13 protein-coding genes are annotated in these 14,683 nt (G+C 52.8%); 5 read left to right on the top strand and 8 right to left on the bottom strand.

Annotated features, from left to right (window positions below; all coding sequences use genetic code 11):
- Window positions 1-300: 300 nt before the first annotated feature.
- Window positions 301-1,299 (top strand): alpha/beta hydrolase, encoded by a 999-nt coding sequence (locus AC1XDK_RS23340; protein ID WP_483352425.1) that lies wholly within the window; start codon window positions 301-303, stop codon window positions 1,297-1,299.
- 466 nt (window positions 1,300-1,765) lie between these two features.
- On the opposite strand, the gene AC1XDK_RS23345 is transcribed toward AC1XDK_RS23340, so the two are convergent.
- The 4 genes from AC1XDK_RS23345 to AC1XDK_RS23360 are packed head-to-tail and all read right to left on the bottom strand — an operon-like array spanning window position 1,766 to window position 4,252.
- Complete coding sequence (locus AC1XDK_RS23345; RefSeq protein WP_483352426.1) at window positions 1,766-2,509, bottom strand: hypothetical protein; 744 nt, start codon at window positions 2,507-2,509, stop codon at window positions 1,766-1,768.
- A gap of 47 nt (window positions 2,510-2,556) precedes the next feature.
- Window positions 2,557-3,273, bottom strand: a complete 717-nt coding sequence (locus AC1XDK_RS23350) for a hypothetical protein (protein WP_483352427.1) — start codon at window positions 3,271-3,273, stop codon at window positions 2,557-2,559.
- The gene (locus tag AC1XDK_RS23355; RefSeq protein ID WP_483352428.1) at window positions 3,270-3,614 is read right to left on the bottom strand and encodes a hypothetical protein; all 345 of its coding nucleotides are present in this window, start codon (window positions 3,612-3,614) and stop codon (window positions 3,270-3,272) included. The genes AC1XDK_RS23350 and AC1XDK_RS23355 overlap by 4 nt, the downstream gene beginning before the upstream one ends.
- Entirely contained in the window at window positions 3,611-4,252 is a 642-nt protein-coding gene (locus AC1XDK_RS23360) for a hypothetical protein (RefSeq protein ID WP_483352429.1), read from the bottom strand. Before AC1XDK_RS23360 ends, AC1XDK_RS23355 begins: the two co-directional genes overlap by 4 nt.
- 284 nt (window positions 4,253-4,536) lie before the next feature.
- Here AC1XDK_RS23360 and AC1XDK_RS23365 point away from each other — a divergent pair, with 284 nt between their 5' ends.
- Window positions 4,537-4,695 (top strand): hypothetical protein, encoded by a 159-nt coding sequence (locus AC1XDK_RS23365; RefSeq protein ID WP_483352430.1) that lies wholly within the window; start codon window positions 4,537-4,539, stop codon window positions 4,693-4,695.
- Window positions 4,696-4,744: 49 nt separating this feature from the next.
- On the opposite strand, the gene AC1XDK_RS23370 is transcribed toward AC1XDK_RS23365, so the two are convergent.
- On the bottom strand, window positions 4,745-5,098 hold the full coding sequence (locus AC1XDK_RS23370; RefSeq protein WP_483352431.1) for a DUF7344 domain-containing protein: 354 nt from the start codon (window positions 5,096-5,098) through the stop codon (window positions 4,745-4,747).
- A 58-nt stretch (window positions 5,099-5,156) separates the two neighbouring features.
- Window positions 5,157-7,622: a PAS domain S-box protein gene (locus AC1XDK_RS23375; protein ID WP_483352432.1), complete on the bottom strand. Its 2,466-nt coding sequence runs from the start codon at window positions 7,620-7,622 to the stop codon at window positions 5,157-5,159.
- 309 nt (window positions 7,623-7,931) lie between these two features.
- Here AC1XDK_RS23375 and AC1XDK_RS23380 point away from each other — a divergent pair, with 309 nt between their 5' ends.
- Complete coding sequence (locus AC1XDK_RS23380; RefSeq protein ID WP_483352433.1) at window positions 7,932-8,090, top strand: ribbon-helix-helix protein, CopG family; 159 nt, start codon at window positions 7,932-7,934, stop codon at window positions 8,088-8,090.
- A gap of 615 nt (window positions 8,091-8,705) precedes the next feature.
- Window positions 8,706-9,086: a DUF7344 domain-containing protein gene (locus AC1XDK_RS23385; RefSeq protein ID WP_483352434.1), complete on the top strand. Its 381-nt coding sequence runs from the start codon at window positions 8,706-8,708 to the stop codon at window positions 9,084-9,086.
- A 22-nt stretch (window positions 9,087-9,108) separates the two neighbouring features.
- Here AC1XDK_RS23385 and AC1XDK_RS23390 read toward each other — a convergent pair whose 3' ends face one another.
- The gene (locus AC1XDK_RS23390; protein ID WP_483352435.1) at window positions 9,109-9,489 is read right to left on the bottom strand and encodes a HalOD1 output domain-containing protein; all 381 of its coding nucleotides are present in this window, start codon (window positions 9,487-9,489) and stop codon (window positions 9,109-9,111) included.
- Between the two features lie 96 nt (window positions 9,490-9,585).
- On the bottom strand, window positions 9,586-12,648 hold the full coding sequence (locus AC1XDK_RS23395) for a bacterio-opsin activator domain-containing protein (RefSeq protein ID WP_483352436.1): 3,063 nt from the start codon (window positions 12,646-12,648) through the stop codon (window positions 9,586-9,588).
- A gap of 1,072 nt (window positions 12,649-13,720) precedes the next feature.
- Here AC1XDK_RS23395 and AC1XDK_RS23400 point away from each other — a divergent pair.
- The gene (locus tag AC1XDK_RS23400; RefSeq protein ID WP_483352437.1) at window positions 13,721-13,945 is read left to right on the top strand and encodes a DUF8015 family protein; all 225 of its coding nucleotides are present in this window, start codon (window positions 13,721-13,723) and stop codon (window positions 13,943-13,945) included.
- Window positions 13,946-14,683: the final 738 nt, after the last annotated feature.

The raw sequence follows: 14,683 nt of genomic DNA on the forward strand, positions 1-14,683 counted from the left end.
CTGTCCCACGCTCGAGCCGATCAACCCACGACCGCAATTCCTCACAAACCGCTTCTGGATCGCGATACGCAACCGCTGCTCGAATCAACGCTTTCTGCGCCGCATCGATATACGACGGCGAACTCCGTTGAGGGCACTCGCTGCCCCGATACTTGTACTCATCCTCTCCAGCTACCTTCCCGAAGTACTTCGTCAAGGTACCAGCATCCGAATCACGCAATGGAACGAACGCAATCCCGCTTAAACACTACATGACGAATGAAATGCTGACGAATACGAGCGTAAGAGATGATTTGTAGCATGAGCACAGATACCTACAATATGGTAGAACTTGACCCACAAGCAAAAGCTGTCCTCGAACGCGTCGATGAAAGCGTCCTCCCGTCTACACCTGGACTCTCTGTTGAAAGCGGGCGCACATCCCTCGAAGAGTTCTTTATTGCGGAAGAAATAGAACCGGTCGGAGCGATTAGCGAGTTCAGTATACCTGGCCCTGTGTCAGATATACCACTACGAGTCTACGTCCCCGATAGCGACAGTCCGCATCCAGTACTCCTGTATTATCACGGTGGGGGATGGGTGCGTGGGTCACTCGACACGCATGATAATGTCTGTCGGATACTTTGCAATAGTGCCGAGTGCGTCGTCATTTCGGTCGATTACCGGCGAGCTCCCGAATCACCATTCCCAGCTGCGGTTGAGGATGCCTACGCAGCCGCAGAGTGGGTTATGAACCACGGTGCAGAAATCGGCGTCGATACCGATCATATCGCAGTCGGAGGTGATAGCGCTGGGGGGCAACTCGCTGCAGCTGTGACATTACTCGCACGGGACGCCAGTGCCGAGTTCAGTGGTATTTCTGGAAATTCAAATACTGGACTAGAACTCGACCACCAGGTGCTCATTTATCCGGCTGTCGCGTCCCCACTTGTTCACTCGTTTGACAGCTACGAGGAAAATGCCCAAGGCTACTTTCTCGAACGCGAGAGTATACAGTGGTACTACAATCAATATCTTTCCCACTTCACCGACGCTCGTAACGAGTATGCAGCACCACTGCTTGCCGACGACTTTACTGAGTTACCATCTGCAACGGTCCTTACATGTGGGTTTGATCCGCTCCACGATGAAGGCGTAGCATACGCTGAACGACTAGAAACTTCTGGAGTTCCAGTTATGCATCATGAATACGAGCGTCAAATTCATGGCTTCATTAATTTAGTCGATGACATTGACGCTGCATCAGACGCACTTGAAGCGATTGCGGCGGATCTACGAGATACATTCGCATCCAGTTAGTGATTCATCGGCAGAGCATCCATCAGCATAATTAGATTGTAATATAATACAACAATTGTAGTTCTGAGGTTCGATGTCATATTAAGAGATAAAAAGGGGAGGGGAAAGAGTTAGTTCGGTAGAATTTTGCGGTCCGTTCGTACACAGTTCCAACACGGGGAGCCATCAAAGGTGTCACAATCGCAACGAACCCATTAACACGCTGCACCACAGCTCGTTTTGACGGCCCCAACATCACCACAACCGCACAGGACAAACTGCAGCAAGCCACCTACCACTGCGCCAATCAGCCCGACGCGCCTATGCCTGTTCTCGAGTACCTCCACACCCCCAGTGACACGACATCTCGTTGTATTGGTTCGTCACCACCATCGCCCACCTGATGCGGCTCTCGACGCCAACAGCAAGCAAATCCGCGTCGATTTGTATGTTTCCGATTTACGCTTCCGAAAGCTTACGGTTGGATTCAGTCCTTGCCGCGCACCGTCGAGTGTCGCTTCCGACTTCCCATGTCCGATCGGGAGGACGGCATCGTTGAGTGTCTGCTCGTCGCACGTCTTCGACTCCGACCTCCGCTTTCGCTTCCCTCGTCGGAGTGGTCTTCGGTTTCCTTCTCGTCCGCTCCTTCCGCCTGTTCACCCGATTCGTCGTTGCTTTTCTTGAGATCGGCAACCTGTGACCGAAACTCCTCGAGAGTCGAGGAGTCTCTTTTCTCGTCGTCTCCCTCTTCCTCGTCTTCTGGCCCTTCGCCTTTTTCGTTGTCCGCCGTCGATTCGTCGGATTCTCCCCCCGATAACACCCCCGACAGTAGGTCGCGCACGCTTCTACGGCTATCGTCCGTCGTATCCCCACCGATGCGTTCGAGTCGGTCGAGACGCTCTTCAGCATCGAGGTCCGACCACGTCTCCGAAAGGTCCGTCAACTCCAATATATGCCGGAGGTCGAGCATGGCGTCCGGGTCGGCATCCTGCATCAGCATCGGTAGGTCCGCTGGAGCAACGTCGTCGGAATCGTCTTCGAATCCGGAGGCCGTGAGCAGTTCGCCAAGCGATGCATCGGTCACTCTCTCTGCGACGGCGTCGGCGCTTTCGCGAACGGATTCAGCCTCCTCGTCCGGCAACTCGCCGTTCTCGCTCGCGTCGAGCGCTGTTCTGATTCGCCTCATCCCGTCGTCGAGGAGTTCTTCGAGGTTTGATTCGTCGTTCTTCATCGTTTCAGTAGGCGTTCGTGGTCCGGTGTCGCCGGTCACTGTACGTTCTATTCCGCATCAGACTCCTCTCCTCCCTCGTCGTCGACCGACTCCGATTCGTCGTTGAACTGCTCGACGATGGCATCGACCATCTCGTCTCGCCCTAGATTGGCTTTCACGTCGACTTCCTTCGCGATAGATTGAAGCTCCGAATACTCCATCGTTTCGAGCAGATCCCGGTACGTCTCTTCCCGGATTGCTTGTACGTCGTCGGGATTGAGGTCGTCGGTTGACGGGGCACCAGTCTTCTCCTCCGCCGTCCCGTCCCCATTATCGGCGCTATCGCTCGCTTCGTCCGCGCCTTCGCCGACCGTTTCTGAGGCTTTTTCGGCGGCCTCCTCCGCAGTTTCTTTTGCATCGTCGAGCGTCTCCGCCGCTTCCCGTTTCTCGACATACTCACGGAGCGTTTCTTCGATGGGATCGCGGAACTGCGGTTGGCTCAGCGTTCTCCCGAGCACCACGACGAACGTGCTAGTGATACGACGAAGGAGCGATGGGTTGCCATCGCCATCGTCCCGAAACGGCAGTTTGGAGAGCAACTGACCGACCGCGAGACGGCCGAGTTTTCGTCCCGCGAGTGCGCCGAGCGATTCGCCGAACGACCGTCCGAGCGATTCACCGTCCACTTGATCGCCGACGCTTTCGCCGGTCACTAGTGAACCGACGTCGACCTGCTCGGTCAGTTCCTCCTTAATCGCCTCCTTCGGATCGGATGTGTCACTCATGAATCCTCACCTCCGTCGTCTTCGGTATCGCCATCGGTGGTTCCTTCCTCGCTTGTTTCGCTATCGGCGTCTTCTCCTTCTTCATTCTCCCCGTCGTCGTTCCCGTTTGATTCGGCATCGGACGGCGTATCGAGCAGGGAATCCAGTAGCAATCCGCCGAGCATGCCGCCAAGCCACCCGCCGAGGGTTCGACCGACGAGGCGTCCGATGGTCCCACCGAACGACTCCGCCGACGTCTCGTCGTCAAATTCCCCTTCGAGCGGCGTGTCCGCGAACACTGCATCGAGATCGATGCCCCGGATGGCCTCTCCGAGGTCGAGTGACGGAGCGCCGTCGCTCATGCTTCGGACTCGTTCTCGGATTCCTCCGAGGACTCGTCACCGAACATCTGGTCGATGAGTTCCTTGAGGACCGACGTCAACAGCTCGTCGAGCGGGATGTCCGCCAACGCATCGCTTATCGAATCGCGGGCGGAATCCATTGCCGAGGAGATGGCGCTGGAGTCCGAATCGGAATCGGCGTCGGTGGACTCCTCATCCGAGTCCCCGAGCAGACCCTCGAAGAGGCTTCCGGAGAACAGGTTCTCCAGCAAGCCACCTGCGCCACCGCCGAGCAGGTTTCCGACCCCGGAAAGCAGGTTTCCCAACAGCCGACCGGGACCGGTTACTGCCGAGACGTCCAATTCAACTTCGTTGAGGTCGACTTCGAGACCGAGCACGTCGAGAAACAACCCTTCGAGGTCGAGATACAACACCGTCGTCTCCCCCTCGTCCCGATATCCGTACTCCTCCGATTCTTCTTGATCTCCTTCTGTCTCTTCCTGTGATTCCTCCGATTCTTCTCCTTCTCCTTCTTCCTGCGATTCCTCCGACTCTTCTCCTTCTGTCTCTTCCTGCGAATCATCGGACTGCTCATTGGTCTCGTTTTCTGACGATTCCTCCTCCGCTTCGTCGCCCGTCTCCTCCTCCCCCTCTTCCATCTCTTGGCCACCATCGGGTATCAATCGTCGTCCACTGGACGATTCGTTGTCGTTCTGTTCTCGTTCAGTACGGACTTCGTCTATTTTATTCGCTATTTCTTTCATCTTAACCACGTAATTCTTGATTCGGAGGGTTTTACTAAGTCATATTGGCTGTTTTCCGACGAGTTCGGCCGATAAATACTAACCCCCCATTTTCGATGCGAATCAGCCAGTGACCCGACCGCTCGTGACGTGGTCGCTGCCGGACTCGAACGTGGTGAAGGGATTCCAACAAAAAAGCGATGAAATCCCCGAGCGGAATCGAACGTTTTCCCCGGATCGCGTTCAAGAACTACATCCCACAACTCCACCGGACGTACAACGCCTCGGAACTCGAAGAGGTACAGCGCCTGTGTGACTCACAAACAGACCTCATGAGTGCAACTTACGACCTACTGTAGAACGGATGTTCTCTCACCTGAACTAGCTTTCAGTCGAGTGGAAAAAGAGTCACAGTGGGTATTCATCGCTGGGAGCAGCCTTGAGGAGGGTTTCGAGTCGAGAATCACCCCAATAGCGTACCGTTTCACTCCGCTGATCGTATTCAAGCACACCAGCATCCGCTAATCTCGGCAAGTGGTTGTGGAGCAACCCGATTCTAACCCGCTCACGGTACTCAGTTGACGTTGCTCCTCTCTTCGAGTCCGAAGAAACGATATATTCAACGAGGTCGTCAAAGCTGGCGCGATCAGTCGTCTTCTGATCGAAATACGTAACGATCGCACGACGCTGTTCATGCCACAACAGGTCTACCACCTGCTCTTTGGAAAGATTTCTCGTACTTGTCGATTGCGGCGTACTCATGGATCCTGATTGTGTATCACTCTCAAAAAGCAGCTATCCTAAACAGTTAGGAACGATGCTAGTCCAGTGGTTCTGCTTCTCCGAAGAACACTGCCAACAGCTTGCGTTCGCTTGCTCTGAGATGCTGATGGAACGTGGGTGCCGAAACCCCGAGTGAATCTGCAACCTCTTCGCCAGTACTTTCACGCGGCCACTCGAAGAAGCCTGCATTATATGCCGCGGTCAAGGACGCCTGCTGGCGGTCAGTCAACTGGTCTCTGAAACGTGCATGCTGCCTTCTGAGCGGTGGGAGAGAACGCTTTACCTCCTGTTTCGCCGTGAGGCGAGCATCCGGATAAACCGACTGCACAGCATCCGTAAGCGCACGGATATCAGCATCGGCAGGGGCTTCAGCAATGATCGATCCCCTCCCCTCAGTCACCTTCGCGTGTTTGATGCGGGCACCCCGTTCGATGAGAACTTGTGGAGATGTCGATGCGCCTACAAACACGATTTCAAGCAAACTGGACTCCGACTCTGTACTGATACAGCGAGCCTTTTTAACAATCGATTGGTGGCGTGCCAGTTCGAGAAACGAATCGACTGGGGCACTCTCTAGCGAGATATAGTAGAGCAGTTCTTTGTTCGTTGAGGGCACGAGATCTTCGAGGGTGATCGAGCACTGTAAGTCAGCAGATGCAGTGACAAAGAACGCTGTCGTTTCGGTGAGGTCGAATGTGAGTTCATAGTGGCTATCCGTATGGAGTAGTTTTTTGCTCTCCGCGGCATGGATCGCGTAGCCAATCGTCTCGCCTAGCTCTTCGAAGACGACTTGTTCTCGCTCACTGAATGCGTCAGATCGGGATGCATGGACGACCAACACACCATACGTGGTCTCACCATAGACGAGCGGGATACACAGCACCGAGCAATAACCACGTGCAAGTGCTTCGTCTCGCAATGAATCCGGAAATCGGGAATCAGATTCGATCGATGTGATTAGTTGCGGTTCTTGGGTCCGCATTGCTTCGGCAGCACCGCCGGTGCTCGTCTCGGTCGAATCCGTTTCGGCAAGGAGGTCGAAGTAGTTCGAATCGAGGTTTGCACCGGTGCGGGCCTCGATTCCGCCACTCGGTAACGACCGTTCACCGATGAACGCGTCCTGGTAGAGATCGGACGCAGCAAGCCGTTCACAAACACTGGTCTCGATCTCGTCCCGCGTTGTCGTTCGAACGAGCGTTTGATTGACCTCACGGATGAGTCGGTTGATTCGATTCAGTGTTTCGAGGCGATCGTGCTGCTGTTCGATAGCGTTTTTGCGTTCTTTTCGTTCGGAGATATCCTCGCCAACCAATACAAGATATTCGAGTTCACCATCTGGCGACCAGAGCGGAGCAGCATTTAACGAAATCCAACACCGCTCTCCGTCTGCTCGCTCAAGAATAGCTTCATAATCATACACTGCGGACCCAGTCTCGATGACTTCTGCCATTAAACCGTTGTTCGGATCGATGGATCGATTCTCGGCATCACACAGAGTAAACACTTCATCTAAGGTAGAAAGACTCGTCAACTGATCGACTGAAACCCCAAGAATCTCTTCGACTTGTTCGTTCGCCCGGACGAGTCGCCTGTCTGGTGTGAAGACGCCGATTGCAATCGGACTCGTTTCGAGAATTCGTTCGGTAAGGTCTTGTTCCTGTCGCAGCTCTTCTTCCCATTCTTGTCGTTGAGAGATATCCCGGAAAATCCCCTGTATGACTGTTTTCCCGTCCAATTCAGTGACGCCGGAGCTAACTTCGACGGGAACGCGAGAGCCATCGTCGTGGACGACGTGCTGGTCCATATCGTGTCGAATTACACCCGTTGAATCACCGCGGACGCCACCGCGCTCGACATGCTCTTGGAAGTTTGCGGTATATTGGTCGGCCTGTTCAGGAGGATGGAGCTCCGACTGATGCATCCCACAGAGCTCATGCGGTGGTTTGCCCATGAGCGAGACGGCAGCCTGATTCACGTCCTCGATCGTCCCAGTGTCAGTGTCCACGATAAAAATCGCATCAGGAGCGGTTTCAACGAGTTTTGCGTACTTTTCTTTGGTATTCTCGATTTCTTTTTCTCGCTGTTTTCGCTCCGAGATGTCACGGATAATTGTCGTGAAAAGTCGCTGCCCATCGTGCTCGTGCTCATAAAATGAGAACGCTAAGGGCAGCTCGGACCCGTCCTTGTGCAACCCGACTCGTTCAACGTACTCATGATCTACCTCCCGCGTATCCTCATGAACGCGTCGAGAGAACGATTCATGATAGGCTTCCCGGTGTCGGTCCGGAAATAATTTCAGTATCGAATGGCCAACGAGATCGTCGTCAGACCACCCGAAGAGGCGTTCAGCCGCGTTATTTGAGAATACGATAGTTCCGTTCGAGTCGAGGGTGAGAAACCCATCGAGTGCGTGTTCGACGAGGTCACGAAAGAAAGTGGTTTCAGCGCTAAGATGCGCTGCAAACTCTTCGGCAGTTTTCTCGTAATCGGGTTGGTGAGTCATGGTGGTATGCGTTGGCGTAACACTATTTGGTGAAGAGAATGAAGAGCGAGGATCACTATAACACTTCGGATAATTTCATCCGCTCTGGTCCGAATCATGAATGATTGCTAAATAGAGAAGCAATAACCGATTTTCATCGGTATAATTTCCGTCCTACGCCCTCTAGCCACACATTTTCGGGACAGTGTGTCAGTGGTGTTTGTAGCAGTTCGAGAGCCGCAACCGTCCATGGTCGCATCTGATATGTGTTCGTAATCTAAACGAACGTCTGACGAATATACTTGTGGCTGGCATTCGAGGCGTTCCTTAATGGATCAGGATTTCCTCGATATGGACTCGGTCACTCTCGAATTCACAGCCGAGGAACTCGAGCAAATTGATGACATTGCATTTGCTCACCATCGGGAGAATCGTGATGCAGCAATACGTGACCTCCTCGATCAGTGGTTGAAAGCTCGTGATAACTAATCCAAGTACGTAGCTGGGAAATCAGGAAACATCGAATTCGACGATTTCGGTCGACCCACAGGCAGAACACGCTTGCTCGGTGGCCGTCAGCGTCGCCCCACAGTTGCGACATTCGTAAATACGATCTTCGTCGACTAACCACTGCCGTACCGCAGCAGAGAGTGACATAACCGTTCTGTTCTTGCGAGCCCCACTAATAAGTATCCGTCTCTTTCATTGTCCCCGTTATAACATAGATGCCGACCATTTGAGTCACAATCTCGAATGTCGCTTACAGTTCGGATAGAGCATAAAAGATGAACCCAACGGAACTAGATGTCTCAATTAGAACCGTGTGTCGTCAGCCATTTTGTGACGTCGATCGAGGATTCGCAATCACAACCTCGAGAAAATCTTCGAGTTTCTACAAGTACAACAGCGACCGTCCTTATTCCGTCGATCAATTCGATGACCTCGGAATCGTACGATGGAACAAACATCGATATCAACACCGAACTTGTCGGGAATACCAAGCCAATCTGTGTACATGGCTTTCGTGATGCCCGTGAGAACACGCCAATCGCTTTCTCTGAGTTGCCCCAGTAGTTTTGTATAATCAGGTTAAGCTAGCGGATAATGACTGACTTTCCCACTGAAAACGACGATGCAGGCCCATCATCCCAGGAGGAACAGACCGACCACCAGAACATCTTATTTCACGACATCCCTGATCATTTCTTCGCGGCCCTCACTAACCGACGGAGACGTTGCGTGCTCGCCTATCTATCCAACGCATCGTCCGACAGTGCGGCGATACAAGAACTGGTTGATGATATCGCAGCGCGAGAGCATGGCAACAAGGTGGATTCTCTCGACGAGATTGAAATCACGCTCTTCCACCATCATCTTCCGAAACTTGCTGATATCGGACTCATCGAGTTCGACAAACGGAGTGAAACAATCCGCTATCGTGACGATCCACGAGTCGAATCGCTACTGGCGCATTTTCAGAGCTAGGATTACTGGCCCGGGCAAGATTTTATCCTTCGTTTGATGCCGATGAGACGTCCTGTGGTGGGGTGACTTGAATTTCACCGTCCCAGTTAATTGCTATTTCGCACGATGCGTATTTGAAGGTGACATACACTCCGTCGTGGTTGGGTGCGTTGCGTCTGGGTTTGCCAAACAGATCTTCGAGTGCATCTGGATCAATCACATCGTATAATGGATCGAACTCCCGAGGTGGATCTCCTGTGACTGCCGACACTGATCGAATGATCGTGGTCGTTAGATTCTCGACATTCCTTGTGTCGTATTGAGCGTAATAGGTCTCCGTCTCTGGATCATATCCAACCCGGTCTTCTCGGAGCGTCTGTTCAAAATCGACTGACCGATTCTCACCGGAAACGTTCCCAGTCATTAGCACTATTTAGAGAGTGATGTTACAAGGACTTTCTACCGTGATAATGAGATAGATGCCAATAGAGCACCTAAATACTGAAATAGAGAACGTGCGTCACTCGTCATCGAATGCAAGCGCGAAGACCTTCTGCTGGGCTGTCCGGAGATGCTGTGTGAACGTCGGGGGGGAGACATCCAACATGTCCGCGATCTCTTGGCCTGTACTTTCCCGAGGCGATTCGAAAAATCCACTCAAGTACGCAAGCTTGAGTACACCCGCTTGGCGATCCGTAAGTGGTTCTTTGATCGCCATCTGCACATCTTGGACCGATTCAGGTGACCGGTCACACGAGCGACGAGATGTGAGTTGTACCGACGAATATTTTTGTTGGAGATCATCAATGTAGCTTCGTACGTCGGTGGTGGACGGGAGATCCACGACCGCAACCGTAGTATTGCTATCAAAGATGAGCGTGCGTACTGCCCCCTTCTGTGTAGCAAGTTGTGATACAAGCGTCGAAGTAGACACGGTTGCTTTATACATACTTGTCTCATCGTGCTCGGCGACACACGTTAGCGCTGAAATCCCAGCGAGATGGGTACCTGAATTCTGAATCTCATCGACCGACGTCCGATCTCCAGTGAAAAATACGTGTGAAGAGCCGTCCCCAGTGGGAACAATGCCCTTGAATTGAAGTTGGACATCAGCATCCCGAGCGAGTCGTGCGAGGACCGTCCCTGGCGCCTGAAACTGGAGCGTGAGCTCGACGACACTGTCCGTCTGTGCAGTCTCTTGTTTCTGGGCGGCATGAATCGCGTGGGCAATCGTTCGGCCAAGTTCATCCAATACATGTTGATTGCGTTCATTCGGCTGTGGCTGCGCAGCATAAACTGTCAGGACGCCATACAGCGTTTCTTCATAGAGCAGTGGAATGCTGATGCAGGAGCGGGCACCTTCCCCAAGAATGGCCTCTCGACACGAACCAATTCGTCTATCGATGGCGATATCCGCAACGACCTGCGTATCCCGAGTGGCGACTGTGGCAGCGATGGGATTTTGGTTTGTCGTATTGTGGTCGATGGTAATCGTGCGATCCTCCACAATGGCACTATCGATACCGACCCACTCACGTGGTTCAACCGTTTCTCTGATCGCATCGAATTCGCCAATCCATGCGAACTCGAAGAGATCAGAGTCTGCTATTTGCTCACAGACTGACTGATCGATCTCGGCGACCGTACCGGCCCGCACAAGTGCTTGATCTATTTGCCGAATGAGGGTGTTGAGCTGATCGAGACGTGCTAATTCTTGATTTTGTCTTTTTAGCTCCAGTTCGCCTTCGGCGCGATCCCATGCCGTTTTGACAGTCGTGGCGACCGTTTCCACGAGTTCGACCGTTTGCTCGTCGAACGTCCCGGTCCGTGTCGAGCCAGCACAGATGACCCCGTATCGTCCCAGTGGCGCGAGTATCCGGCTTCGTAGTAGCGACCCCGACGACGCATTTGCAGGCGTATTGAGATCGTTATCGATGTCAAGATCGTCGTCGATGAACGTTTGCCAGACGTGCTCAGAGAACTCGTCGGGCAGTCGAATTGCAGCGGGGTCTATCTCCGAGTTCGTGTGACAGGCATTCTCTTGAAGTTCACCAGTTGTCTCGTCGTAGTGCCAGAGTGCGGCGCATTCGACGTTGAGGATATCCAGTATGAGTTCGGTGACGCGGTCGTTGATCGCCTCTGTATCAGCGTTAATGAGTTCCTGGCTCGCGGCATTGAGCCGTTCAAGGGAGGTGTTGGTCTGTTGCAACCGCTTTTCGCTCTCTTGGAGTGCTTGTTCTGCTTGGGTGCGCTGGACTGCCTCCCAGGTGCGCTCGGCTGTTTCCTCAATCATCGCGATTTCGGTGTCCGTCCACTCTCGGGGAGTCGACTGGTTAACAATGAAGTATGCGGTGAGGCGACCGTCCTTAACGAGGGGGACACCCATCCACGCACAGATGTCCATTTGCAGGTATCTGGGCTCTTCTTCGTCGCTCAGCTCCGAAACAGTCGAAAAATCGTTTATCACCAGAGTTTCACCGGCCTGGAACCCATCAGTGATGTACCGGCCATACTCATCGAGGTAGTGTTCACCGACCAACGACGGAACGTCACCGCGGTAATAGTCTGCGTGGATCAGATTCGTGTTTCCGTCCGCCAGCACTTCGCCGTATAAGGCGCGATCAACGTCCAGGTGCTCCCCGATGATGCGTGCGGCCTCGTGCTGCATCTCGACGGGATCAGCTATCGGGCGAAGTGCATCAACGAGTGTGACGCGGAATGCATCTAGTTCCGCCTGCTTTCGCCGTTCCTCTTCTCGGTGCTTGCGCTCGGTAATGTCGAGGAGGGCACCGTTCATCCGAATTTGATTGCCATTCGCGTCGTACTCAACTCCGCCACTTGCCAAGACCCATCGTTCGTTGCCATTCACGTCCTGTACTCGGTATTCGGTCTCGAACTCGTCGGTCTCGTTGACAGCCGCCTCAAGTGCCTGTTGCATCTGGTCCTTATCATCTTGGTGAATCGACGCGATGTAGTCATCAAGGGGTGTGCCCGCAACGGCCGTCTCGGGGTCAATGCCAAATGTTTCCGCAACGATTGTGTCGGCAGTAACCAGATCAGTATCCAAGTCCCACGTCCAAATCCCGATAGATCCCGCGGTGGTCGCGACCTCCAATTGTTCTTTGGCCTCCCGCAGTGCCTTCTCTGTCTCCTTGCGATAGGTGACTTCGACTGCAATATTAAATATCCCACCCACCGAGCCATCCGCCATTGGAATCGGGTTCATAGTATAATCGAACCAAGCGTTCTCGATTTGGCCACCTCGATCGAGTGCCAGTATCTGTTCCTGATTTTTCGTGGCACCTCCACCGTCCATCACATCCGCGAAAATCGGCTCGATCGCCTCCCAGATCTCTGGGAATACTTCTTGTGCCGGCCGTCCCAATGCGTCCGGATGCTTGTCGCCAATCAGTTCTTGCCAGGCATCGTTGTACAGGAGTGTGAGGTCGCTCCCCCAGTAGATTCCAATCGCCTCTTTCGCACGTAGCATGATGGAAACTGCTATTTGCAACTCTTGAGGCCAATCGTCCATCGGGCCGAGTGGTGTCGTGGACCAATCTTTTTCACGAATTCGCTCGGCCATCTCACCATCAGACTGTAAATCAATGGCGCAAGTATCCGTATCTGCTGAGGTTTCAGTACTCCGGCGTGAATTTTGATCGGGGGCAGTTTTTAGGTTTCGTTCAGTAAGTGGGCGCCACCACACCCGCCCACGAGCGCCGACCTTTTTGTTTCGAGAACGCCGTCGTCGACGAGTGTATCCAATTTGTTGTAGATAGTTCGGTCAGTACAGTCGAAATTCTCTGCGACCTCTGTGGTAGTTAACGGGGTTCCAGGTGGACTAAGAGCGTTGAAAACATCGAGAACGGTCGCAGGCGATGGTGCGGACGAACTCATACCACTACGTGGCGCTGAATATGCAAAAATATTCTGTCAAGGGAAACTACTCAATACTGATGTCGAGGCGATATGCATCCCATCCGGCCTCACTGTCGCTGGTTTGGCTCATTACAGGTAACTACGACCACCGAAATCCCCTTGGGTAAGCCAGGTCCACTTCCGAATATTCCAATAGAGGAAATGTCGATGGAAATCGGTGTGAGTGCTGGGCGTGCTGGCTACCCACTTTGAAGCAAGAGTCGATGTTCTGCGACCGTCAGTTTGGAGCGAATCGGTACATTTCTATCCGGAACTCCCTCTGCGGGACGAATCTCAAAAAGATCGGTAGTATCGATTGTCAATAGCCCGGCCGAATCGGTTCCGATTGTATTTTCCGAAAGCTCAGTTCCCACCAACGCTCATGGGAGAAAGGCAAGGAAAGCCGCTGGCAGGGCTCTCACAATTAGCCAGGCCGTCAGCGTCGCATGATGGCGTCGGGAAGTTGCCTTGGCCAGTTGTGAGAGCGCAGTTAGAACATTGGATGGTAGATTAAAACGCGTTCCGGTAACACAAATGCTGATTGTAGTAACCCACATACCCACCAATAGCATCAGGTAGTACGTTCCGACAGCTACTCAATTTTGAAGCGTAGCATGACTATCTGCATTCATAAGTTATGAGTTGCGTTTGGATATAATATATAGTGACAATCCAAAACCTCAGTAGTAGCTATGCAGAACTCTTATGTACCTACACCCCATTTTATAGAATAGATTATGACAGGATATTATGATCTCATTCTCGGCTTGATCCCGCTCGCATTGATCGGTGTAACCGGCGCAGTCAGTGCTGCTGGGCTTTCACTGGCAACTGCAGTTCCTGTCGGTGCAACCGTCTCTGTTCTCCTCATCGGGCATGCACTATTCGTTAATGGCCCCGTCGATATTTCTCCTGAATCGACATCGGTTGCTCCCACTCCCCCGACGAACTCGGCTGACTAAGTTCGCATCTCTGCGGTCTGATTCTACTCTCGTGTTTGTTCGGCAATTGCTCTGACAGCGTATTCAATGGAATCGCGCTTAGTCCACGTGAAATGACGATCGTTCCGGTCGAGGAGTTCGAAGAGTTTCACAATCATCGCATATTCGATTATCGTCCGGCACCGGACTGGTTGTGACACTTGTATACCCACGAGAACGAAAGGTCAGCTTCAGCACTTCGAAAACAAAGCACAGCTATTGCGTCACATTTCTAACGAGGCTGGCAGAGACTTGTATTCACTCTACCGGTTATGAGAAAAAAGTGGAGTGATTGCATGGCAGGCATCAGCGTTCGAAAAAGATCTTGTTGACGAGATTCCAGAACCAGAGAATCCAGAGTGGCCTCACTGACGAGGTCCCCTTCGCTATTCAGATCCGTAATCCGTGAGTCGGAGTTTCCCCTCGACTTCGTAAACATGGCCCTTGTTGTAAAGTCGTTCGATGATATCTTCGGCAGCAGGCCGCTCGAGATCTTCTTTCTCGGCTAGAACGGCATAGGCTTGCTCGTAAGTAAGTTCACTACCAGGTGGGATCGTGCTCGCGAGTGCCTCGAGGGCTTCTTGCGCGAGTGGTGTGAGTGGCGATTTACCATTTGGACCCATTCGTACGACCAAGTTCGAGGACGCGATAGGTAAACCCTCGGACAGAGTCACCTCGTAACACTCTTTGGCTCATTATGACAAGAAGAGTAATCATACC

The organism is Haladaptatus sp. HS23 (assembly GCF_056892285.1).